Source organism: Bartonella bacilliformis Ver097, assembly GCF_000709795.1.
GTDB classification, from domain to species: Bacteria; Pseudomonadota; Alphaproteobacteria; order Rhizobiales; family Rhizobiaceae; genus Bartonella; species Bartonella bacilliformis_A.
The window spans coordinates 266,880-288,810 of sequence record NZ_KL503802.1; the positions used below are offsets into that span (position 1 = coordinate 266,880).

General features: G+C 36.5%; 18 protein-coding genes. 12 read left to right on the plus strand and 6 right to left on the minus strand.

What is annotated here, in order from left to right:
* Positions 1–7: 7 nt before the first annotated feature.
* On the minus strand, positions 8–832 hold the full coding sequence (locus H710_RS01060) for a pyruvate, water dikinase regulatory protein (protein ID WP_041849011.1): 825 nt from the start codon (positions 830–832) through the stop codon (positions 8–10).
* 600 nt (positions 833–1,432) lie between these two features.
* Between H710_RS01060 and rho the strand changes: the two genes are divergently transcribed.
* From rho to H710_RS01090, 6 genes are all read left to right on the plus strand, one after another.
* The gene (gene rho, locus H710_RS01065) at positions 1,433–2,698 is read left to right on the plus strand and encodes a transcription termination factor Rho (protein ID WP_041849012.1); all 1,266 of its coding nucleotides are present in this window, start codon (positions 1,433–1,435) and stop codon (positions 2,696–2,698) included.
* A 31-nt stretch (positions 2,699–2,729) separates the two neighbouring features.
* Positions 2,730–4,037: a tRNA uridine-5-carboxymethylaminomethyl(34) synthesis GTPase MnmE gene (gene mnmE, locus H710_RS01070; RefSeq protein WP_041849013.1), complete on the plus strand. Its 1,308-nt coding sequence runs from the start codon at positions 2,730–2,732 to the stop codon at positions 4,035–4,037.
* A 109-nt stretch (positions 4,038–4,146) separates the two neighbouring features.
* Complete coding sequence (mnmG, locus tag H710_RS01075; protein WP_041849014.1) at positions 4,147–6,015, plus strand: tRNA uridine-5-carboxymethylaminomethyl(34) synthesis enzyme MnmG; 1,869 nt, start codon at positions 4,147–4,149, stop codon at positions 6,013–6,015.
* Positions 6,015–6,662, plus strand: coding sequence for a 16S rRNA (guanine(527)-N(7))-methyltransferase RsmG (gene rsmG, locus H710_RS01080; RefSeq protein ID WP_041849015.1), 648 nt, complete (start codon positions 6,015–6,017; stop codon positions 6,660–6,662). The genes mnmG and rsmG overlap by 1 nt, the downstream gene beginning before the upstream one ends.
* 5 nt (positions 6,663–6,667) lie before the next feature.
* Positions 6,668–7,465 (plus strand): ParA family protein, encoded by a 798-nt coding sequence (locus tag H710_RS01085; protein WP_041849016.1) that lies wholly within the window; start codon positions 6,668–6,670, stop codon positions 7,463–7,465.
* A 52-nt stretch (positions 7,466–7,517) separates the two neighbouring features.
* A complete protein-coding gene (locus H710_RS01090) occupies positions 7,518–8,429 on the plus strand; it encodes a ParB/RepB/Spo0J family partition protein (RefSeq protein ID WP_041849017.1) in 912 nt (303 codons plus the stop codon).
* Here the strand turns inward: H710_RS01090 and H710_RS01095 are convergent, their stop codons facing one another.
* The 5 genes from H710_RS01095 to dapF form a co-directional block, all read right to left on the minus strand.
* Positions 8,430–8,909 (minus strand): hypothetical protein, encoded by a 480-nt coding sequence (locus H710_RS01095; RefSeq protein WP_041849018.1) that lies wholly within the window; start codon positions 8,907–8,909, stop codon positions 8,430–8,432.
* A 376-nt stretch (positions 8,910–9,285) separates the two neighbouring features.
* Complete coding sequence (locus H710_RS01100; protein WP_041849019.1) at positions 9,286–9,957, minus strand: septation protein A; 672 nt, start codon at positions 9,955–9,957, stop codon at positions 9,286–9,288.
* A complete protein-coding gene (gene ftsY, locus H710_RS01105; protein ID WP_080772744.1) occupies positions 9,954–11,117 on the minus strand; it encodes a signal recognition particle-docking protein FtsY in 1,164 nt (387 codons plus the stop codon). Before ftsY ends, H710_RS01100 begins: the two co-directional genes overlap by 4 nt.
* A 14-nt stretch (positions 11,118–11,131) precedes the next feature.
* Positions 11,132–12,415, minus strand: a complete 1,284-nt coding sequence (mtaB, locus tag H710_RS01110; RefSeq protein WP_041849020.1) for a tRNA (N(6)-L-threonylcarbamoyladenosine(37)-C(2))-methylthiotransferase MtaB — start codon at positions 12,413–12,415, stop codon at positions 11,132–11,134.
* Complete coding sequence (gene dapF / locus H710_RS01115; RefSeq protein ID WP_041849021.1) at positions 12,415–13,266, minus strand: diaminopimelate epimerase; 852 nt, start codon at positions 13,264–13,266, stop codon at positions 12,415–12,417. The genes mtaB and dapF overlap by 1 nt, the downstream gene beginning before the upstream one ends.
* A gap of 243 nt (positions 13,267–13,509) precedes the next feature.
* Here dapF and H710_RS01120 point away from each other — a divergent pair, with 243 nt between their 5' ends.
* From H710_RS01120 to H710_RS01145, 6 genes are all read left to right on the plus strand, one after another.
* Complete coding sequence (locus tag H710_RS01120; protein ID WP_041849022.1) at positions 13,510–14,055, plus strand: AprI/Inh family metalloprotease inhibitor; 546 nt, start codon at positions 13,510–13,512, stop codon at positions 14,053–14,055.
* Positions 14,056–14,148: 93 nt separating this feature from the next.
* Positions 14,149–15,363: a cell division protein ZapE gene (gene zapE, locus H710_RS01125; RefSeq protein WP_041849023.1), complete on the plus strand. Its 1,215-nt coding sequence runs from the start codon at positions 14,149–14,151 to the stop codon at positions 15,361–15,363.
* 268 nt (positions 15,364–15,631) lie between these two features.
* A complete protein-coding gene (gene mdh / locus H710_RS01130; protein ID WP_041849024.1) occupies positions 15,632–16,597 on the plus strand; it encodes a malate dehydrogenase in 966 nt (321 codons plus the stop codon).
* A gap of 80 nt (positions 16,598–16,677) precedes the next feature.
* Positions 16,678–17,874 carry an ADP-forming succinate--CoA ligase subunit beta gene (gene sucC, locus H710_RS01135; RefSeq protein WP_041849025.1) on the plus strand — a complete coding sequence of 399 codons (1,197 nt, stop codon included), beginning with the start codon at positions 16,678–16,680 and terminating at the stop codon, positions 17,872–17,874.
* A 3-nt stretch (positions 17,875–17,877) separates the two neighbouring features.
* Positions 17,878–18,780 (plus strand): succinate--CoA ligase subunit alpha, encoded by a 903-nt coding sequence (gene sucD, locus H710_RS01140; RefSeq protein ID WP_041849026.1) that lies wholly within the window; start codon positions 17,878–17,880, stop codon positions 18,778–18,780.
* 151 nt (positions 18,781–18,931) lie between these two features.
* Entirely contained in the window at positions 18,932–21,931 is a 3,000-nt protein-coding gene (locus H710_RS01145) for a 2-oxoglutarate dehydrogenase E1 component (protein ID WP_041849027.1), read from the plus strand.

Here is a 21,931-nt window from a genome sequence, read left to right on the forward strand (position 1 = left end):
ACTTTTCTTATTTTCCTTCACGAAATCGTGACAAAAGCTCAAAAACTGCAGCTGCAGTTTCTTCAATAGAGCGCCTTGAAACATCAATGATCGGCCAACCAAAACGTTCACAAATACGTTTTGCATAAGTTAATTCTTCAGCTATGTTGACACGATCAGTGTAGCTTTCAATAGAAACATCCTTTCCTAATTCTCTATTTTTACGAACATGTGAAATCCGTTCAGCTGAAGCAATTAAACCAATAATCAGGGAATTTTTTCCTTCCAAAAGAGCCTTTGGTAAATCAATTCCTGGAATAAGAGGCACATTGGCAGTTTTTATTCCGCGATTTGCCAAATAAATACTGGTTGGAGTTTTAGAAGTTCTTGAAATTCCTACAAGAATAACATCCGCATTAAATAAGTCATCTGGATATTGTCCATCGTCATGTTCTATTGTGAAATCCAATGCTTCAATCCGACGAAAATAATCTGTACTAAGATCATGCTGTGCACTAACGCGTAAGTTTTTTGGTGTTCCAAGATAAGACTGAAAAACATTCAAAACTGGATCGAGAACAGCAGCGCAGGGAACTCCTATTTTTGTGCATTCTCTACTAAGAAGCTGTTTAATTTCTTGATTAATGATTGTGTAAAGAACAATTCCCGGTTCTCTTTTAATTTCATCAATAACTCGCTGCAACTGTGTTTTATTGCGAATCATTGGATAAATATGTTCTATTGGCTGAATTGTTGAATATTGCGAGGCTACAGCTTTTCCAGCAGATATTAACGTTTCTCCTGTTGCATCAGAAACCATATGTAAATGAAAGAAGTTTTTTTCTTTTTTCATATAAACTTTAACGTCTTGTTAATAGATGTGTATATAACTTTAAAGCCTTTTGAAAAATAAAAATTTAGAGAAAATTTTTCACCATTATGCACAAATTTAAGAACTATAATAAACAAATCTCTTTTACCAATAAAGAGTGGGGATAATATTTCTAACATATTTTTATTATTTATTTTTATTATTTATTTTTTTTAACAAAATTGAGGATAAATAGACTATAAATAATAATTCACATTAAACACAGTTTTAAATAAAAATAATCATCTCTTCCTTTTAAAATATATTTTTTACAGAAGTTTTGAAAATGAAGATCCTATTGAATAAATAATCTTTGATGGGAAAAAGATATTAATTTGCAATTATGTAGGAAACAGACAGGTTATCTCTTCTAAATTTTTATCTTGTGAAATAAATTAGTTATTTTATGTAATTTCTAAGATTACATAAAAAAAATTAAGGTATAAGAGTAACTCTTGCAGTTTAGGAAAGTTAAGTGTATGATGTTTTTTTCTCAAGAGAGTGTTCATTCTCTAATTTTCCTAAAATAGTTAAATCTTTTCGAAAATAATTTCCTATTCTAAATTTAAAAGAGAACATTTCATGCAAGAAATGAAACTACAAGAACTTAAAAGTAAAAGCCCTGTTGAACTTATCTCTTTTGCTGAAACATTGGAAGTTGAGAATGCTTCACTAATGCGTAAACAAGAATTGATGTTTGCCATTTTGAAAAAGCTCGCTTTGCAAGACGTAGAAATTATTGGAGAGGGTGTTGTTGAAGTTTTACAAGATGGGTTTGGATTTTTACGATCTGCTGATGCTAATTATCTTCCAGGACCTGATGATATTTATATTTTACCCTCACAAATTCAATCTTTTTCTCTAAAAACAGGGGATACTGTTGAAGGCCCTATACGCGGTCCAAAAGAAGGAGAACGTTATTTTGCTCTTCTTAAAGTGAATAAAATAAATTTTGAAGATCCTGAAAAAATTCGTTATAAAATTCATTTTGATAATCTTACACCTCTTTATCCAAATGAACCTTTCCGAATGGAAATTCAAGATCCTATGGAAAAGGATATGTCATCACGAATTGTTGATTTAATATCTCCATTAGGAAAAGGTCAGAGAGGGTTAATTGTAGCCCCTCCTCGGACAGGAAAAACAGTTTTATTACAAAATATAGCTCATTCTATTACAACTAATCACCCTGAATGTTATCTTATTGTTCTTTTGATTGATGAGCGTCCAGAAGAAGTTACAGATATGCAACGTTCTGTGAAAGGAGAAGTGGTTTCTTCTACCTTTGATGAACCGGCAGTACGTCATGTGCGTGTAGCTGAAATGGTTATTGAAAAAGCTAAACGCTTGGTTGAATATGGGCGTGATGTTGTCATTCTCCTTGATTCAATTACCCGTCTTGGGCGAGCATATAACACTGTTATTCCTTCATCAGGAAAGGTTTTGACAGGTGGTGTTGATGCCAATGCTTTGCAACGTCCAAAACGTTTTTTTGGTGCAGCACGTAATATTGAAGAAGGTGGGTCTTTAACTATTATTGCTACAGCTCTTATTGATACGGGTAGCCGTATGGATGAGGTTATTTTTGAAGAATTCAAAGGAACAGGGAATTCGGAAATTGTTCTTGATCGTAAAGTTTCTGATAAACGTATTTTCCCAGCTATAGATGTTTTAAAGTCAGGAACGCGCAAAGAAGATCTTTTAGTAGTACGTCAAGATTTGCATAAAATTTTCATACTTCGTCGTATTTTAGCTCCTATGAATGTAACGGATGCAATGGAATTTTTGATTGATAAATTGAAGCATACAAAAAATAATAGTGAATTTTTTGACTCAATGAATACTTAAAAATATTTATTTTAAAATTAGGATTAATCCTGTGAATACAATCTTTGCTGTTTCAAGTGGATTGTTGCCTTCAGGCGTCGCAGTCATACGGATTTCTGGTCCTCGTGTTATTGATATTGTAAAAACGCTTTGTGGTTGTTTGCCTAAGGCGCGTTTTATGCATTACGGGGATTTGATTGCACGTGATGGTAGTTTTTTGGATTCCGCCTTAACTGTTTTTTTTCCTCGTCCTCATAGTTTTACAGGAGAGGATTGTGCAGAATTTCATTTGCATGGAGGAAAAGCCGTTGTTAATCGCTTTCTTGATGAATTATCTACATTTTCTGGATGTCGTCTTGCGGAAGCAGGAGAATTTTCACGTCGAGCTTTTATTGAGGGAAAAATAGATCTTATCCAAGCGGAAGGTCTTGCTGATTTAATAGAAGCAGAGACAGAAAGCCAGCGACGTTTAGCTGTTATGGGTGCAAATGGTCATTTAACAGAACTTTATCGTAATTGGCGCAATAAACTTATAACAGCACGCGCTTTAATTGAAGCAGAACTTGATTTTTCTGATGAAGCGGATGTTTCTAATTTTTCTTCTGATAAAGTTTGGCAAAATATGCAAGAGCTCAGCTATTCACTTTGTGAACATATAGCTGAAGGAGAACGTGCAAATATTTTACGTGATGGAATAAAAATCGTTATTGTAGGAGTTCCAAATTCTGGAAAATCGAGCATTATTAACCGTCTTGCAGGAAAACCTATAGCCATTGTGACAGAAGAAGAAGGGACAACGCGTGACGCTTTAGAAGTCAGATTGGTACTTGGTGGTTTACCTGTTTTAGTAACGGATACTGCTGGTTTCAGGGAGACAGAAAACAAAGTTGAACAATTAGGAATAGATATTGCAAAACAACATGTTATGGATGCTGATCTTGTGATTTTGGTTGATGATATGAAAAATCCTCAAGAAATTTTTTTACCAAATACATCAGCTGAAATATGGCGTGTTGGTAATAAACTTGATATTTGTGAAGGTGATAAAACGCGTTGGCCCATACAATTTTCAGCATTAAATGGTTTAAATTTTGATTATTTTATAAAAAAAATAGAATCTTTTTGTTTGCATCGTATTGCTAAGATTGGAAATATTTTTCCAGCACGAAAAAGGCAGATTCAGTTATTAAAAGAGGCCGTTAAAGAAATTGATGCTTCAATAAATTATACTTTTCTTGATTTAAGTTTACGTGCCGAGCATCTTCGTCGTGCTAGTGATGCTCTTGGACGAATTACGGGCGATATTGATGTTGAGGATTTGCTTGATATTATTTTTTCACAATTTTGTATTGGTAAATAATGATTTGCGTGAAAAATTAATTATTTCATAGACAGATTTATAAGATCATGTATTTTAAGATTCTGTTTCACGTGAAACTTTACGGGTGATTCTCTATGGAATGAAACAAATGCAATCATATGACGTCATTATTGTTGGAGGAGGTCATGCTGGCTGTGAAGCTGCTTCAGCTTCTGCACGCACTGGAGCACAGACTGCACTCGTTACATATCGCTTATCAGACTTTGGAACAATGTCTTGTAATCCAGCTATTGGTGGACTTGGAAAAGGACATTTAGTTCGCGAGATAGACGCTTTAGATGGTTTAATGGGGCGAGCTGCAGATTTTGCAGGAATACAATTCCGGCTTCTTAATAGACGTAAAGGACCAGCAGTAAGGGGACCACGTACACAAGCTGACCGACAATTATACAAAAAAGCAATTCAAAAGCTTTTACGACAGCAGGATAATTTATTTCTCATTGAAGATGAAGTTGTTGATATAATTGTTAAAAATAATCGTGTTTCAGGTGTTCTTTTAAAAAATCAGGGAAATATTTTTTCTGGTGCTGTCGTTTTAACAACAGGTACTTTCTTAAATGGTCTTATTCACATAGGTAATAAAACGTGGCCTGCTGGACGTATAGGTGAACAGGCAAGTACGCAACTTGCTGGACGTTTAAAAAATTATGGAATCAGTTTTGGACGATTAAAAACAGGAACTCCTGCACGTCTTAGTAAAAAAACAATTCGTTGGGATATTCTTCCTAAACAACAAGCTGATGAAGATCCGGTTCCTTTTTCTTTGTTAACAGAAAAAATTAAACAACCTCAAATTGAATGTGCAATAACACGTACAAATGCACAAACACATCACATTATTAGTGAAAATATTCACCGCTCTGCTTTATATTCTGGAGCTATTGAAGGAGTTGGGCCTCGTTATTGTCCTTCAATTGAAGATAAAATTATTAAATTTGGTGAACGTGATGGACATCAAATTTTCTTAGAACCAGAAGGGTTAGAAGATGATGTTATTTACCCTAATGGTGTATCGACTTCTCTTCCTGAGGATGTACAAATTTCTTTATTAAAAACGATAGAAGGGCTAGAAAATGTTACTGTTTTACAGCCCGGTTATGCTATTGAATATGATTTTATTAATCCACAACATCTTAGCAAGACTCTAGAATTACGATCTTTACCAGGATTATTTTTAGCTGGCCAAATTAATGGTACAACGGGATATGAAGAAGCTGCAGCACAAGGCCTTTTAGCTGGATTGAATGCTGCACGCCAAGTTGGGGGATTAGACGAAATTATCTTAAGTCGCTCTACGGCTTATATTGGTGTGATGATAGATGATTTAATTTTACGTGGAGTTTGTGAACCTTATCGAATGTTTACATCACGTGCTGAGTTTCGTTTATCTTTGCGTGCTGACAATGCTGATACTCGTTTAACACCTTTAGCACGAGAATGGGGTATTGTCGGTCATAAACGTTGGACATTCTATCAAAACAAACAGAAACGCCTTGATCACGCAAGATCAATCTGCCAAAAGCTTTTTTTGACTTCTAATGAAGCATCTGCTCATGGATTACAAATAAATAATGATGGAATTCGGCGTTCAGCTTATACTCTTTTATCTTATCCTAACATGAATGTCGCACGCCTTACAGGCTTTTGGCCACAATTACACTCAATTGATACTAAAACAGCTGAAGCTTTAGAAATTGAGGCGCAATATGCGGTTTATTTAGAAAGACAAGCACAAGATATTGCCGCTCTTCAAAGAGATGAACGTTTAGAAATTCCCTCGTCTCTTAATATTCAGGCTATTTATGGTCTTTCAAATGAGTTAAAAACAAAAATTCAGAAAATATCACCACGTTCAATAGCAGATGCTCAAAAAATTGATGGTATGACACCAGCAGCATTATCATTAATTATTACATATATTCAACGTCAACGACGTGAAAAGGGAAAATTGTCTTGATGGTTGTTTTTGTAGAACAAAAATATCAGGAGCTTTTAAATATATTGCCCTCTGTTTCACGTGAAACGATGGAAAATTTAATACAGTTTGAATCTCTTATCATTCAGTGGAACACACATATTAATTTAATATCTGCAGCAACAGTACCATTTTTATGGACACGTCATATCTTAGATTCTGCGCAGATTTATCCTTTATACAGTCAATGTTTACACTGGTGTGATTTTGGTTCAGGAGGAGGATTCCCCGCTATTGTTATTGCTATATTTCTTAAAGAAAAACAAAAAGGACACATTGATTTGGTTGAAAGTAATGGAAAAAAAGTTGCTTTTTTACGAACAGTTATTGCTCAACTTAATCTTCCAGCAACTGTACATCATTGTAGAATTGAAGATATTTATCAAAAAATCAATGCGCCAGAAATTATAACAGCGCGAGGTTTAGCTTCATTAGATACTCTTTTGCAACTAACATTTCCTTGGTTAAAACAAAAAACAATTGCTCTTTTGCAAAAAGGTCGGGATTACGCTATAGAAATAGAAAATGCTTATGCCAATTGGCGCTTTAATTTACAAAAACATCAAAGTAAAATTGATAAAAATTCTGTTATTTTAGAAATTTCTCATGTTCGATCATGTCGAGGATAAACAAGATGAACGAAACACGGATCATCGCTGTTGCAAACCAAAAAGGTGGGGTCGGTAAAACAACCACAACAATTAATCTCGCAACAGCTTTAGCAGCTATTGGGAAAAATGTTCTTATTATGGATATTGATCCGCAAGGTAATGCGAGTACAGGTCTAGGAATTGATCGTAATAATCGTCCTTTATCATCATATGATGTCTTAGTTTCTGGAGTTTCAATTGCAGAGGCTGCTTTAAAAACGGTTGTTCCTAACCTACATATTGTGCCTTCTACACTTGATCTTTTAGGTATAGAAATGGAAATTGCTTCATCATTAGATCGTATTAAACGGTTGCGTAAAGCACTTTATGATGACCAAAAAGTTGCCAAAAAATTTAACTATATTCTAATAGATTGTCCTCCTTCACTTAATCTTTTGACATTAAACGCTATGGGAGCTGCGGATTCTGTTTTAGTACCGATGCAATGCGAATTTTTAGCACTTGAAGGTTTAAGTCAGTTGCTTGAAACAGTAAAACAGGTGCGGTATGCTCTGAATCCGTCTTTAGAAATTCAAGGTATTGTGTTAACGATGTATGATGGACGTAATAATCTTTCAAATCAAGTTGTTGAAGATGTACGCTCTTTTATGGGAGAAAAAGTTTATCGTACCGTTATTCCGCGTAATGTACGTGTATCTGAAGCCCCTTCTTTTGGTAAGCCAGCATTGCTTTATGATCTCAAATGTGCAGGGAGCCAAGCTTATTTACGATTGGCATCAGAAGTTATTCAACGTGAAAAACAAGCAGAAGCGGCTGCTTAAAAAATACAAGAGAAAGTGATTTATTGTAAAAATAAATTCGAAGAGTGAAGTTATGAATGAGGATCAATCAAAAAAGAGACTGGGACGTGGGTTAGCAGCGTTGATTGGAGATATCAATTTAGATGGTAATTCTATATATCAATCAGAATATCAACCAGATCTTTCCGGATTGTCTGTTGAGTCAGAGGTTGCTTTTGAAAAATTTGTCTCTATTGAGCTTATTTTACCCAATCCATGTAATCCACGGCGCCATTTTACCGATTTAGAACTTGATGATTTAGCTCAATCAATTCGCCAACATGGAGTTATTCAGCCTATCGTTGTAAGGCCTTCGCGTAATTATCCAAACCGGTTTGAATTGATTGCTGGTGAACGGCGATGGCGTGCTGCACAGCGAGCAGATTTAAGTCAACTGCCCGTTATTGTTCGCGATGTGGATGATAAGACAGCTTTAGAATTAGCTATTATTGAAAATATTCAGCGTACGGATCTTAATTCTATTGAAGAAGGAAAGGGGTATGAACTTTTGCTCAATGAGCATGGTTATACTCAAGCAGAGCTTGCGCAGATTATCGGAAAAAGTCGCAGCCATATTGCAAATACTCTCCGCTTATTAAAACTTCCACCTGAAGTGCAACAATTTGTGATAGAAGGTCAACTTTCAGCAGGTCATGCACGTTGTCTTATCACAGTTGATAATCCACGGGATTTAGCTGATAAGATTATTCGTGAAGGTCTTTCTGTACGTCAGGCAGAAATGCTTGCTAATGAAAGAATGAACTCTGAAAATAAAAAGAAGATTGTAAAAGAAAAAGACAAAGAAACAGAATTTTTAGAAAAATTACTTTCCGATATTATTGGAATGAAAGTTGTTATTCAACATAGAAAAAAAGGCGGAGATTTAAAAATTCACTATTCTTCGTTAGAGCAGTTAGACGATATTTGTCGACGTTTGCAAGATTAATCAATAATCTAAAAAAGCACGAATTCTGTTAATATGTTTCTGACCAAACTTTAAGTTATCTTGAGATACGGTAGTTGTTTCGTCAAAAAAAGCATCTTTATCTTCGAGTGCAGTGACTGCTATCAATGTTTTTTGCAGCGCCATAAAACCTACAACATAGTCTTTGGGAGTAAGACCATTATCGTCTAAAATTTCTTTTAAATATGGTCGACTAGATATAAAAGTAATAAGTCCTTCAATGCTATGGTCATTTTCAGTGTGAGATGTTTGTAGTTCTGGAGGTAAACTGACAATTTTTTGTTTGGTTTTTTCCATTTTTTCAAGAAAATTTTCAGTTAAAGGATAATTGGCTACGATCTTTGGGTTGTTGATAGGTGTCAGAATGAAGTGACCGTCTGGCTCATTTTTTATTGTTTCTTGAGCGTAAGTTGCAAAAGGAAAAAGCAAAATAAAAAACACATGCAATGTAATTTTAAACATAGCTAAAAATAATCTCCTCTTTTTTGTAGGGGGGAAAAAACTCTTATTCATTTTATTTTTTGTTACAAAGCTTTTCTATAAAGCGCTTTTTCTCCAAAAATATAAAAGGTTTTCTACATAAGGCTATATAAAAAAATATAGCTTTCTGAAGTTTTTGATTTGTGTTTCAATAGTTCATAAAAAGAGCATTCATTTCATCACAATTTTAATGCACTTTAAAAGATTTTATTCAAAGTGCATTAGATGCAGCTGTAATAAACTTTTTTATCATGAATGAATATATAAATTATCTTTTTGATAAATCAACTGTTCAATCGCTATACATTCTCATCTTGTGAGAAGTTTATAAAAGCGTTTGAAATGATGAATACTGTGTTTAGGAATTGGATTCATCATCTTTTATCAGGGAATTGTCTGAATATTTGATAATGATAGGGAATTGTACAATAATAAATAGAATTGCTATGGGCACAACACCAAACACTTTAAATGTAACCCAGAAATCATCGTTAAAATTACGCCAAATGACTTCATTTAAAAGAGCAAGAAAAGCGAAAAAAAACGCCCAACAATAGGTAAGTTTTTTCCATCCCTTCTCAGTAATTTTAAAAGCAGAGTCAAAAATGTAACGCAATAATAGTTTATTAAATAATAAACTACCAAAAAGCATAAAAGAAAATAGACTATTGATGATTGTGGGTTTCATTTTGATAAAAGTATCATCATTAAGCCAAAGGGTTAAAAAACCAAAAACGAGGATCAATAATCCTGAAATGAGGAGCATGATAGGAATGGTACGTGCAATAATCCACGATAAACTGAGAGCAATAATAATCGCTACCATAAAAATAAACGTGGCAGGATAAATAGGTTTATCAAAGTGTTTGAAAAGTTCAACATTATTGATCAACCATCCGCCCTTATAATGGGCGAGAAAAAAAACAATCAATGGTCCCATTTCAAAGAAAAATTTAAATATAGGAGAAGGAGACGCTTTTTGATTATTTTGGGTGTTTTGTGAATTAGGTTCAAAAAGAAAGTGTTTCATGAGTGTTTTCCTATTATAGCTTGGGCAAAATCGGAGGCAGAAAAAGGTTCAAGATCCTCTGTATTTTCGCCTATACCAATGAAATAAACAGGTAGTTTATATTTTGCTGCAAGAGCAACGAGAATTCCCCCTCGTGCGGTACCATCAAGCTTTGTCATAACCAAACCATTAACACCGGCAATATTGCGGAAAATATCGACTTGATTAAGAGCGTTTTGCCCAGTTGTTGCGTCGAGTGTTTGGAGAATGGTATGAGGTGCTTGAGGGTCATGTTTCTGCAAAACACGAATAATTTTTGCTAATTCGTCCATTAATTCAGTTTTATTTTGCAAACGTCCAGCTGTGTCAATGATTAATATATCGTTGTTTGCTTTTTTTGCTTTTTCGTAAGCCTCAAAGGCTAAACTAGCGGTATCTGCACCAAATTGGGTTGAGATAACAGGAGCTCCTGTACGCTCACCCCAGATATGTAATTGTTCAATTGCTGCGGCACGAAATGTATCACCCGCAGCAAGCATAACTTTTAACCCATTTGAGATTAGTTTAGCCGCTAATTTTCCAATAGTTGTGGTTTTTCCAGTACCGTTTACACCAACAAACAAGATAACATGAGGTTTATGACTAAGATCAAGTTCTAACGGAATAGCAACAGGTTCAAGTACTTTTTTTATTTCATCTGCAACAATGGTATGAATATCATCTAAGGATAAGTTTTTTCCATAACGACCAGAAGCCAAAATATCAGTAATATGTGAAGCTGTTTCTATACCAAGGTCGGCTTGGATAAGAATGTCCTCTAATTCTTGCAATGTGTCGGCATTGAGTTTTTTTTGGGTAAAAAGTGCACCAATAGAACCGCCTAATTGTCGTGAAGAACGTGATAATCCGTGTTTAAGGCGCTCAAACCATGCCACCTCTTTTTGTTCAACAGGAAGTGTTGGTAAGGGGGCTTCTTCTTTCTCTATAATTGTATCTGTAATGACGACTTTTCTAAAATTTGATTCAGAAGACTGAATTTCCTCACTGTGCGTCGTGGGATTTGTACTGTACTCTTCCCTCTGTTTTTCCTTTTCAAGCTTTATAGAAGGACGACCGTTTTTTGTCGTTTCATTTTTAGATTTATTAAAAGAGAATATTTTTTTGATAAAAAACTTTGTCATAAGGACTTTCCTGCTCAAGCTACATGTGATGCAAGATGTGTAGCAATTAATTTATTGCCATCATGGTCAATAATGAGGGCTTTAACAATTGTCCCAACTTTAGCACCTTTAATATGTGTAAGAGTATAATCTTCTGTTCGTCCAATTTCATCTCTTTCAACAAGGATTTTTTGTTTGGTATTTTGTAAATAAGAAAGATGTTTTTGGTAGGCTTTTTCACCTGCTTTGCGTAACTTTTCTGCACGCATTTTGATTGTTTCATGGTTAACTTGTGGCATACGTGCTGCAGGAGTTCCTTTTCTCGGGCTAAAAGGAAAAACATGGAGATGTATTAAACCACAGTCATTGATCAAATTTAAGCTGTTTTGAAACATTTTTTCTGTTTCTGTTGGAAAACCGGCAATTAAATCAGCACCATAAACCATAGAGGGACGTTTAGCACGTAAATCTTGGCAAAATTGGATTGCATGTTCACGTAAATGCCGACGTTTCATTCGTTTTAAAATCATATTATCTCCTGCTTGTAGAGATAAATGTAAATGCGGCATTATTCTTTTTTCATAGGCTAAAAGATCGATCAATTCTTGGTCTGCTTCGATAGAATCAATAGAGGAAAGATGCAATCGTGGTAAATCAGGAACATGGCGCAAAATGGTTGAAACTAATTTTCCTAGAGTTATTTTTCCAGGTAAGTTAGAACCGTAGCTTGTCAAATCAACACCTGTCAAAACAACTTCCTGAATACCATTATCTATAAGCCGTTTGATTTGTTCAATAATGGCCCCCATAGGAACTGAGCGTGATGGTCCGCGGCCATAAGGAATGATGCAAAATGTACAGCGATGATCGCATCCATTTTGGATTTGTACAAAGGCGCGCGTGCGTCCTTCTATTGAATTAATCATGTGCGGAGCATTTTTGCGCACTTCCATAATATCATTGACACGAATTTTTTCATCATGATTAATTCCAAAATCTGGTAACTGACGATAAGAATGCGTATGAAGTTTATCTTCATTACCTAAAATTAGATCTACTTCCGTCATAAGGGAAAAATTATCTGCTTCTGTTTGTGCTGCGCATCCTGTAACGATGATGCGGGTATGAGGGTTTTCACGTCTTGCTTTTCGGATAGCTTGTTTGGCTTGTCGTACAGCTTCGGAAGTGACAGCACAGGTATTAAAGATAATCGCTCCATCTTTGAGTTGATCAAGGCCAGCAGAAGAGCTTTTTTGTCGTATAACTTCTGATTCATAACTATTAAGGCGGCAACCAAATGTTACAATTTTTACCGTCATCAAAGATGATCCTTTTTATAAGTTCCTGTTAGAGGGTTAAAAAGTCCATTGAATTCATGCTCTGTTGGGCCTGTCATGATGATATGTTCATCATCTCGATAGAGAATAGAGAGTATTCCCTTTGGTAGATTAACGTCAATGTGGCGCTCTATTAATCCACGGCGATAAGCAGCGACTGCACTTGCACAAGCAGCGCTGCCGCATGCTTGTGTTAACCCAACTCCTCGCTCCCACGTTCGTAAAGTTAGACTTTTCTTTGATGTTATGTGAGCGATGGAAATATTACATCTTTCTAGAAAAAGTGGATCATGTTCGAGCTTTGGTCCATATTTTTCTAATGGTATGTTTTCGATGTTACTTTCAATAAAAAAAATAGCATGGAGATTACCAACAGAGACAAGACATGCGTCTTGTAAGGGGCCAACTGTAATGTCTACGTGATTGGTATCAATGATTTCACGTGAAACAGGCATATTTTTTGCATTGAGATATGGACGCCCCATGTCAACAGAAATAAGTCCATCAGCTTGGCGTTTACCTTCAACAATTCCGGTCCATGTTTCCAATCGAAAATTATTGCCTAGATTATGATTAGCTAACCATTCAATGACACAACGTGTACCGTTGCCGCAAGCTTTTGCCTTTGAGCCATCGGCATTCCATATTTCGATGCGGAAATCGGCTTTATCTTGAGTTGGGGGATGAATAGCCATGATTTGATCAAAATGTGTTTGGGGGTTTGAAGCTAAAGCCTGAATTGCCTGTGGTGTGATGTTATGTATAGATTTACGCAAATCAGCGACAATGATTTTATTTCCAAGACCGTTCATTTTGCTGAATGGTATTTGCATAGGATTTCTCTATTTTAGTAACACATGATCTGTATAATTATGACTGAAAATTTTGTAAATTTCTAGTATTTGATAGAGATAAAGTCAGTAGTAAAAAGCTATTATTGTTTGAAGGAAGAATTTGCAATTATATTTTCATGGTTTCTTTTATTAATTGTATCTAAACAAAAGTAGCTCATGATATAAGAATTTTAATCGTTTTTAGATAAGCTTGTTTATTGGTATGGGAAAGAGTAAAAGTCTATGATATTCTCAAAAATTTCATCTTTCGTTATATTATCACTTATCGTTATTTTGAGTGGTTGTTCAACCTCACGATTTAAGAGTGATAGTAACAGTACCCCAGGCATTTTTTATCCTTTTTATCCTGCTGAAACAGTGTCAGATTCTATAATAACATCTGATTTACCTGAATTTGAGGAATTCACTTCAGTTGATAGAAAAAAAGATTCCAGCGATTTTTCACAAATGGCGGATTTTGAAGATTTTGAACCACCAAGTTATGCAATAAATTTATCTCCTGCAAGCATTGCTGGTGTATGGAATCTTTCTGTAGATAATACAGTTTGCCGAGTTGCAACACCACAAACGAAATTTGGTCAAGGATATCGTGCTCATCCTTTATCATGTTCAAAAATATTTTCTGAGGTAAGATCGTGGGCTATTAAAGGGAAAAAATTGTATTTTTATGAAGAATCTGGGCGTGTTGTTGCTGTTTTTTATTCTTTGAATGAAGGCCGTTTTGAAGGGTATATGTTTAATAATCAGCCAGCTATTTTAAACCGTTAGACCATTAAATCGTTCATAAAAAGAAGAAATATATACACATGTATATATAAGGTTACTCTTATTGAAAGCAGTTTAAAAAGGGAATAGAGATAGATGATTTTTGTTTCGACACGCTATAAAAAATTAGTTTCTGAAGGAAAAATCAGTTTCGATCCAGCTCAATTGGCCCTAACAGAGCATTTTGATTATTTATTGCAAAAAATTTTAGCACAAAATACTTCCCGGTTTGGAGCATTTTGGCATCGTTTTAGAAAAAAGATAAAAGCATATTTCTGTGTTTCAAAACAAGTTAATATTGATAGCCACGTTCAAAGTCACATTCAAGGATTGTACATCTATGGTGGAGTAGGGCGAGGTAAAACCATGCTGATGGATTTGTTTTTTTCTTGTTTGCCACAAGGCAACAAAAAACGTGTTCATTTTAATGATTTTATGGCTGATGTCCATGAACGTGTTAATGTGCACCGTCAAGGACTTAAATCTGCAAAAACCAAACAAAATGATTCCATTCTTGCTATTGCAGAAAATCTTGCGCGAGAGGCTCGTGTGCTTTGTTTTGATGAGTTTAGCGTAACGGATATTGCAGATGCCATGATTCTTGGTCGTCTTGTAACCACTTTATTTGATAAAGGGGTTATTTTAGTGGCAACTTCAAATGTTGCACCTGATAACCTTTATTATAATGGTTTAAATCGCTCTCTCTTTTTGCCTTTTATTCAAGTTTTGAAAACATATGTGCACGTTATTAATCTTGATGCGAAAACAGACTATCGTCTCGAAAAGTCAAATCCGCAACATATGTTGTATATAACACCGTTGGGACTATCAGCAAATCAATGTATGGATAACGCGTGGATGTCGATTTTGCAGGGTCAAGAAGAAAGGTCTGAGGATATATCTGTCAAAGCGCGTTTGATTCATATTATGCGTTCTGGTGCTGGGTGTGCACGTTTTGATTATCAAGATCTTTGTGTAAAACCTTTGGCGGCAGCTGAATATTTAGCATTAGGAGAGCGTTATCACACAATTTTTATCGATAATGTTCCAATAATGGACGACGATGTTCATCGTAATGAAACAAAACGGTTTATTTTGCTTATCGATGTTCTTTATGAGCGCTATATAAGATTGTTTATGTCGGCAGCAGCAGAGCTTGAGAGTTTATATAGAGGGCGTTTGTCAACGACGGAAGGTTTCGAGTTTCAAAGAACACAGTCACGTCTTTTTGAAATGCAAAGCCAGGATTATCTAGCTGTTTGGGCAGAACGATTTTTTGCAGGAAAAAGCGATCTCTTTACCTTTACGTAAAATGTTTAAATATAGTCCTTTGAATCTAAAAATATTGTATAATTTATTGTGTTTTTTTAAGTTCATCTTATCGGTGAAATATGATAAGTCTCTAACAGTTGTTTGAGAAATTTTATGTTATTTCAATAGATAAGGGAACTTTGATAAATCGTATACTATCTCATTTTATAGTTGTATTGAAAGTGGGGTAGAGTGAAGGGAAATGCTTAGTATTTTGGCGTAGAGGAATTTGCGCCTAATCATCTGGTAGAAGTGAGAAAGAACAAGAATGAAACGGAAGAAAATAGCTCTTATTGGTTCGGGTATGATTGGTGGCACTTTAGCGCATATGATTGGGCTTAAAGAGCTGGGTGATATTGTCTTGTTTGATGTTGCAGAAGGGTTGCCACAAGGTAAGGCTCTGGATATTGCTGAATCTTCTCCAGTTGATGGTTTTGATACCAACTTAACAGGTGCTAACGCTTATGAGGCTATAGAAGGGGCTGATGTTGTCATTGTAACAGCAGGTGTTGCACGTAAGCCTGGTATGAGTCGTGATGATCTTTTAGGTATCAATTTAAAAGTTATGGAACAGGTTGGTGCAGGCATTAAAAAATATGCATCTTCAGCATTTGTTATCTGTATTACCAATCCTCTTGATGCGATGGTTTGGGCATTGCAAAAATTTTCAGGATTGCCGGCACAAAAAGTTGTCGGTATGGCTGGTGTTCTTGATTCGGCTCGTTTTCGTTATTTCTTATCTCAAGAGTTTAATGTCTCTATTAAAGATATTACAGCCTTTGTTCTCGGTGGGCATGGCGATTCAATGGTACCGTTAGTACGCTATTCAACAGTGAGTGGTATTCCTTTACCTGATCTTGTAAAGATGGGCTGGACGACACATGAAAAAATAGATCAAATTGTTCAGCGTACGCGTGATGGTGGTGCAGAAATTGTGAGTTTGTTAAAAACGGGTTCTGCTTTTTATGCACCTGCTTCTTCTGCTATTGCTATGGCCGAAGCTTATTTGAAAGATACTAGGCGTGTTCTTCCTGTTGCTGCCCATCTTTCTGGTGAATATGGAATTAAAGATATGTATGTAGGCGTTCCTGTTGTCATTAGTGCTGGTGGTGTTGAACGGGTCATTGAAATTGATCTTAATGATAATGAAAAAAGCGCTTTTGAAAAATCTGTAAATGCAGTACAGGAACTTTGTGAAGCTTGCAGTGCTTTTGCGCCTAATCTCAAAGAATAATGAGAGTGTGCTGATCAAAATAAAATATTTAAATGTTGTGAGGATTGATTTAGTTATCCATAAAAGAAGAGGGAAAGTGAATGAATATCCATGAATATCAGGCTAAACGTTTGCTTCACGAATATGGCGCACCTGTTGCAAATGGTGTTGCTGTTTATTCTGTTGAACAGGCTGAAAAATGGGCAAAAAAATTACCTGGACCACTTTATGTGGTGAAGAGTCAGATTCATGCCGGTGGTCGTGGTAAGGGAAATTTTAAAGAGCTTGATTCTGATGCAAAGGGTGGTGTTCGGCTTGCAAAATCGGTTGAAGAAGTTGTTGCCAATGTAAAAGAAATGCTTGGTAAAACTTTGGTGACAAAGCAAACAGGTTCTGAGGGTAAACAAGTTAATCGCCTTTATATTGAAGATGGTGCCAATATCGAACGGGAACTTTATCTTTCACTTTTAATTGATCGTACAACAGGTCGAGTTGCTTTTGTGGTTTCGACAGAAGGGGGTATGGATATTGAAACGGTTGCTGCAGAGACACCGGAAAAAATATGCACACTTTCTATTGATCCTACAGAAGGCGTAACTGATACAGATTGTGCAAAGCTTTGTGATGAATTAAATTTGAGTGGTAATGCACGTGAAGATGGCGAAAAACTCTTTCCAATTCTCTATAAGGCTTTTTGTGAAAAAGATATGAGCCTTCTTGAAATCAATCCACTTATCGTCATGGACGATGGGAGATTACGCGTTCTTGATGCAAAAGTTTCTTTCGATAACAACGCCTTATTCCGTCATCCAGATATTCTAGAGTTGCGTGATATTTCGGAGGAAGATCCAAAAGAAATCGAAGCTTCAAAGCATGACCTTGCCTATATTGCTCTTGATGGTATGATTGGCTGCATGGTAAATGGTGCAGGTCTTGCCATGGCAACAATGGATATTATTAAACTTTATGGAGCTGAACCAGCAAATTTCCTTGATGTTGGTGGTAGTGCTTCAAAAGAGAAAGTAACTCATGCTTTTAAAATTATTACGGCTGACCCGAATGTTAAAGGGATTTTTGTCAACATTTTTGGTGGAATTATGCGTTGCGATGTTATCGCTGAGGGTGTGATTGCTGCTGTTAAGGAAGTTGGTTTGAAAGTGCCTTTGGTTGTGCGTCTTGAAGGGACCAATGTTGAACAGGGTAAAGCGATTATCAATGATAGTGGTTTGAATGTGATTTCCGCCAATGATTTAGATGATGCAGCTCAGAAGATTGTTGCAGCCGTGAAAGGAGCTTAAACCATGTCGATTCTTATCAATAAGGATACAAAGGTTCTCGTTCAAGGCCTTACAGGAAAAACTGGAACGTTTCATACAGAACAAGCACTTGCGTATTATGGAACGCAAATGGTTGGTGGCATTAATCCCAAAAAAGGTGGGGAAACATGGACAGGGGCAAAAGGTGAGACTCTTCCCATTTTTGCAAGTGTTGCAGAAGGTAAAGAAAAAACAGAAGCCAATGCTTCTGTTATTTATGTTCCTCCTGCAGGGGCTGCTGATGCTATCATAGAAGCTATTAAAGCTGAAATCGATCTAATTGTCTGTATTACAGAAGGTATACCGGTTATGGATATGGTCAGAGTTAAGGCGAAATTAGAAAAATCGAAATCGCGCTTAATTGGTCCTAATTGTCCAGGTATTTTGACACCTGATGAATGTAAGATCGGTATTATGCCTGGGTCTATTTTCAAGAAAGGTTCTGTTGGTGTTGTTTCTCGGTCAGGAACTTTGACTTATGAAGCTGTTTTTCAGACAAGTCATGAAGGTCTTGGGCAAACAACAGCGATTGGTATTGGGGGTGACCCTGTTAAAGGCACAGAATTTATTGATGTGTTAGAAATGTTTTTGGCTGATGATGAGACCGAATCTATTGTTATGATCGGTGAGATTGGTGGTTCTGCTGAGGAAGAAGCAGCACAATTTCTTAAAGATGAAGCAAAGAGAGGTCGTAAAAAGCCTATGGTTGGCTTTATTGCTGGTCGTACAGCACCTCCAGGACGGACAATGGGTCATGCTGGAGCAGTTATTTCTAGTGGTAAAGGGGGTGCAGAAGATAAGATTGCTGCTATGGAGTCAGCAGGGATTCGTGTTTCTCCTTCACCATCGCAGGTGGGGAAGACGTTGGTTTCAGTTTTGAAGGGTTAAAAATAAATTTATCTGAATGGGTATGTTGCCCATTCAGATCAAATATCGATTACAATGAAGTAGAGGCTGTTTAAATTTCTGGCTTTTAGTTTTAGAGTGCTACGGTTACGGGTATATGTAAGGAGACGGAGCAGACGTTCCGGAAAGATATATGGCAAAGCAACATAAGATAAATGATCTTTTTGCGCAAACGTCGTTTTTATATGGTGGAAATGCGAGTTATATAGATCAGCTTTATGCCGAATATGAGAAAAATCCCGACAGTGTTGATCTACAATGGCGTGCTTTTTTCGAAAATTTGCAGGATAATAAAGAAGATGTTCTTAAAAATGCAGAAGGTGCATCCTGGCAACGTAATCATTGGCCACTGAAAGAAAGTGGAGAATTGGTTTCTGCTTTAGATGGTAATTGGTCTGCGCTTGAAAAGCACCTTGGTGATAAATTAAAGGAAAAAGCAGCGGTTGGTGCTGCACAAAAGGGAGAAACGCCTAGTCAACAGGATATGGCTTGTGCCATACGTGATTCTTTTAACGCTTTAATGATGATCTACGCTTTTCGGACTCGTGGTCATCTTCTTGCGCAGCTTGATCCCCTTCGACTCATTGAAAAGCCTAAAGAATGTAAGGAGTTATCTCCAGAGGCTTATGGTTTTAGTACTGCCGATTATAAACGTCCGATTTTTATTGATAATGTTTTGGGATTAGAATACGCAACGATTCCGCAAATGCTTGAGATTCTCAAGTCTACTTATTGTTCGACCATTGGTGTGGAATATATGCATATTGCTGATCCTGCTCAAAAAGCGTGGATTCAAGAGCGTATAGAGGGATCAAATAAGCAGAGTGCTTTCACACAAGAAGATAAGAAAACTATTCTTGACAAACTTATTGAAGCAGAAGGTTTTGAACAGTTTCTAGATACAAAATATAAAGGAACAAAACGCTTTGGTCTTGATGGTGGTGAGGCGCTTATTCCTGCTCTTGAGCAAGTTATCAAAACTGGTGGTGATTTGGGTGTGCAGGAAGTTATTTTTGGAATGGCGCACCGCGGTCGTTTAAATGTTCTTTCACAAATTCTTGCAAAATCGCACCGGGCTATTTTTTATGAATTTAAAGGGGGATCTTATAAACCTGACGATGTAGCAGGATCGGGTGATGTTAAATATCATTTAGGAGCTTCAACGAATCGCGAATTTGACAACAAAAAGATTCATTTATCGCTTTTACCTAATCCATCTCACTTAGAAATTGTTGATCCGGTTGTTATTGGGAAAGCCCGTGCTAAGCAAGATCAGCTTGTTGGTCCCACACGTACGGATGTCATTCCATTGGCTGAACGTTCAAAAGTTATGCCAGTATTAATTCATGGTGATGCAGCTTTTGCGGGGCAAGGAGTTTTGCAAGAAACCTTTGGTTTTTCAGGTTTGAAGGGATATCACGTTGCTGGCTCCATACATGTGATTATTAATAATCAGATTGGATTTACAACTGATCCACATTTCTCACGCTCTTCGCCTTATCCATCGGATGTGGCAAAGATGATTGATGCACCTATTTTTCATGTCAATGGGGATGATCCTGAGGCTGTTGTTTTTATAGCAAAAGTGGCAACAGAGTTCCGTCAAATTTTCTACAAACCTGTCATCATTGATATGGTTTGTTATCGTCGTTATGGACATAATGAAGGTGATGAACCTTCATTTACACAACCGATCATGTATAAAGCTATTCGTAATCATCAAACAACTGTTCAGATTTATAGCGATCGGTTAATTGCAGAGCAATTGATTAACTCAGAAGAGGTTGAGCATAAAAAGAAGGTATGGCGTGACAAGCTTGAGGTTGAGTTTGAAGCAAGTACCTCTTATAAGCCCAATAAGGCTGACTGGCTCGATGGGGTGTGGACAGGTCTTAAAACTGCTAATCATGCTGATGAGCAACGTCGTGGGATAACAGGTATTGAACTGAAAGCGCTCGTTGAAATTGGGCGAAAACTGGTTGAAATTCCATCAGATTTTCATGTTCATAAGACTATCCAGCGTTTTTTGAGCAATCGTGCTAAAATGTTTGAAACCGGTGAAGGGATTGATTGGGCGACAGCTGAAGCTTTAGCTTTTGGTTCACTTTGTTGTGAGGGAATTCCTGTTCGCCTTTCCGGTGAAGATGTTGAACGTGGAACTTTTTCGCAACGTCATTCAGTTCTTTATGATCAAGAAAATGAAGCGCGTTATATTCCTTTGAATAATTTGCAAAAAGATCAGGCTATTTACGAAGTTGTGAATTCTATGCTTTCTGAAGAAGCCGTCCTTGGTTTTGAATATGGATATTCACTTGCTGCTCCCTTTGGTTTAACGCTTTGGGAAGCACAATTTGGTGATTTTGCCAATGGTGCGCAGGTTATTTTTGACCAATTTATTTCATCTGCAGAGCATAAATGGCTTCGCATGTCGGGTCTTGTGTGTTTGTTACCTCATGGTTTTGAAGGGCAAGGACCAGAACATTCTTCAGCACGTTTGGAACGTTATCTGCAATTGTGTGCAGAAGATAATATGCAGGTTGCTTATTGTACAACGCCTGCGAATTATTTTCACATTTTGCGTCGACAGATTAAACGTGATTTCCGTAAGCCTTTGATTTTGATGACACCAAAATCACTTTTACGTCATAGAAGAGCTGTTTCTTCTTTAAGTGATATGGGGCTACAGACAAATTTTCACCGTTTATTGCTTGATGATGCAGAATGTTTAAGAGACTCTGTAATTAAATTACAAAAAGATAATAAAATCCGCCGTGTTGTTCTTTGTACAGGGAAAGTATATTACGATCTTTATGAAGAGCGTGAAAAAAGAGGAATTGATGATGTTTATTTGCTTCGTATTGAGCAACTTTATCCTTTTCCAGCGAAAGCTTTAGTTGAGGTGCTTTCGCGTTTTGTAAAAGCGGAAATTGTTTGGTGCCAGGAAGAGCCCAAGAATATGGGAGCATGGTCGTTTATTGAACCTTATCTTGAATGGGTTTTGATTCATATTAAGGCAAAATATTCCCGTGCACGTTACGCAGGGCGTCCTGCAAGTGCATCACCGGCTACTGGATTCGTGTCAAAACATCTCGAACAACTTGTCGCGTTTCTTGAAGACGCGTTAGGTTCTTAA

Coding starts and splice junctions, on each gene's coding strand:
- H710_RS01060 (WP_041849011.1), bottom strand. CDS start 832: ATGAAAAAAGAAAAAAACTTCTTTCATTTACATATGGTTTCTGATGCA.
- rho (WP_041849012.1), top strand. CDS start 1,433: ATGCAAGAAATGAAACTACAAGAACTTAAAAGTAAAAGCCCTGTTGAA.
- mnmG (WP_041849014.1), top strand. CDS start 4,147: ATGCAATCATATGACGTCATTATTGTTGGAGGAGGTCATGCTGGCTGT.
- rsmG (WP_041849015.1), top strand. CDS start 6,015: ATGGTTGTTTTTGTAGAACAAAAATATCAGGAGCTTTTAAATATATTG.
- H710_RS01085 (WP_041849016.1), top strand. CDS start 6,668: ATGAACGAAACACGGATCATCGCTGTTGCAAACCAAAAAGGTGGGGTC.
- H710_RS01090 (WP_041849017.1), top strand. CDS start 7,518: ATGAATGAGGATCAATCAAAAAAGAGACTGGGACGTGGGTTAGCAGCG.
- H710_RS01095 (WP_041849018.1), bottom strand. CDS start 8,909: ATGTTTAAAATTACATTGCATGTGTTTTTTATTTTGCTTTTTCCTTTT.
- H710_RS01100 (WP_041849019.1), bottom strand. CDS start 9,957: ATGAAACACTTTCTTTTTGAACCTAATTCACAAAACACCCAAAATAAT.
- ftsY (WP_080772744.1), bottom strand. CDS start 11,117: ATGACAAAGTTTTTTATCAAAAAAATATTCTCTTTTAATAAATCTAAA.
- mtaB (WP_041849020.1), bottom strand. CDS start 12,415: ATGACGGTAAAAATTGTAACATTTGGTTGCCGCCTTAATAGTTATGAA.
- dapF (WP_041849021.1), bottom strand. CDS start 13,266: ATGCAAATACCATTCAGCAAAATGAACGGTCTTGGAAATAAAATCATT.
- H710_RS01120 (WP_041849022.1), top strand. CDS start 13,510: ATGATATTCTCAAAAATTTCATCTTTCGTTATATTATCACTTATCGTT.
- zapE (WP_041849023.1), top strand. CDS start 14,149: ATGATTTTTGTTTCGACACGCTATAAAAAATTAGTTTCTGAAGGAAAA.
- mdh (WP_041849024.1), top strand. CDS start 15,632: ATGAAACGGAAGAAAATAGCTCTTATTGGTTCGGGTATGATTGGTGGC.
- sucC (WP_041849025.1), top strand. CDS start 16,678: ATGAATATCCATGAATATCAGGCTAAACGTTTGCTTCACGAATATGGC.
- sucD (WP_041849026.1), top strand. CDS start 17,878: ATGTCGATTCTTATCAATAAGGATACAAAGGTTCTCGTTCAAGGCCTT.
- H710_RS01145 (WP_041849027.1), top strand. CDS start 18,932: ATGGCAAAGCAACATAAGATAAATGATCTTTTTGCGCAAACGTCGTTT.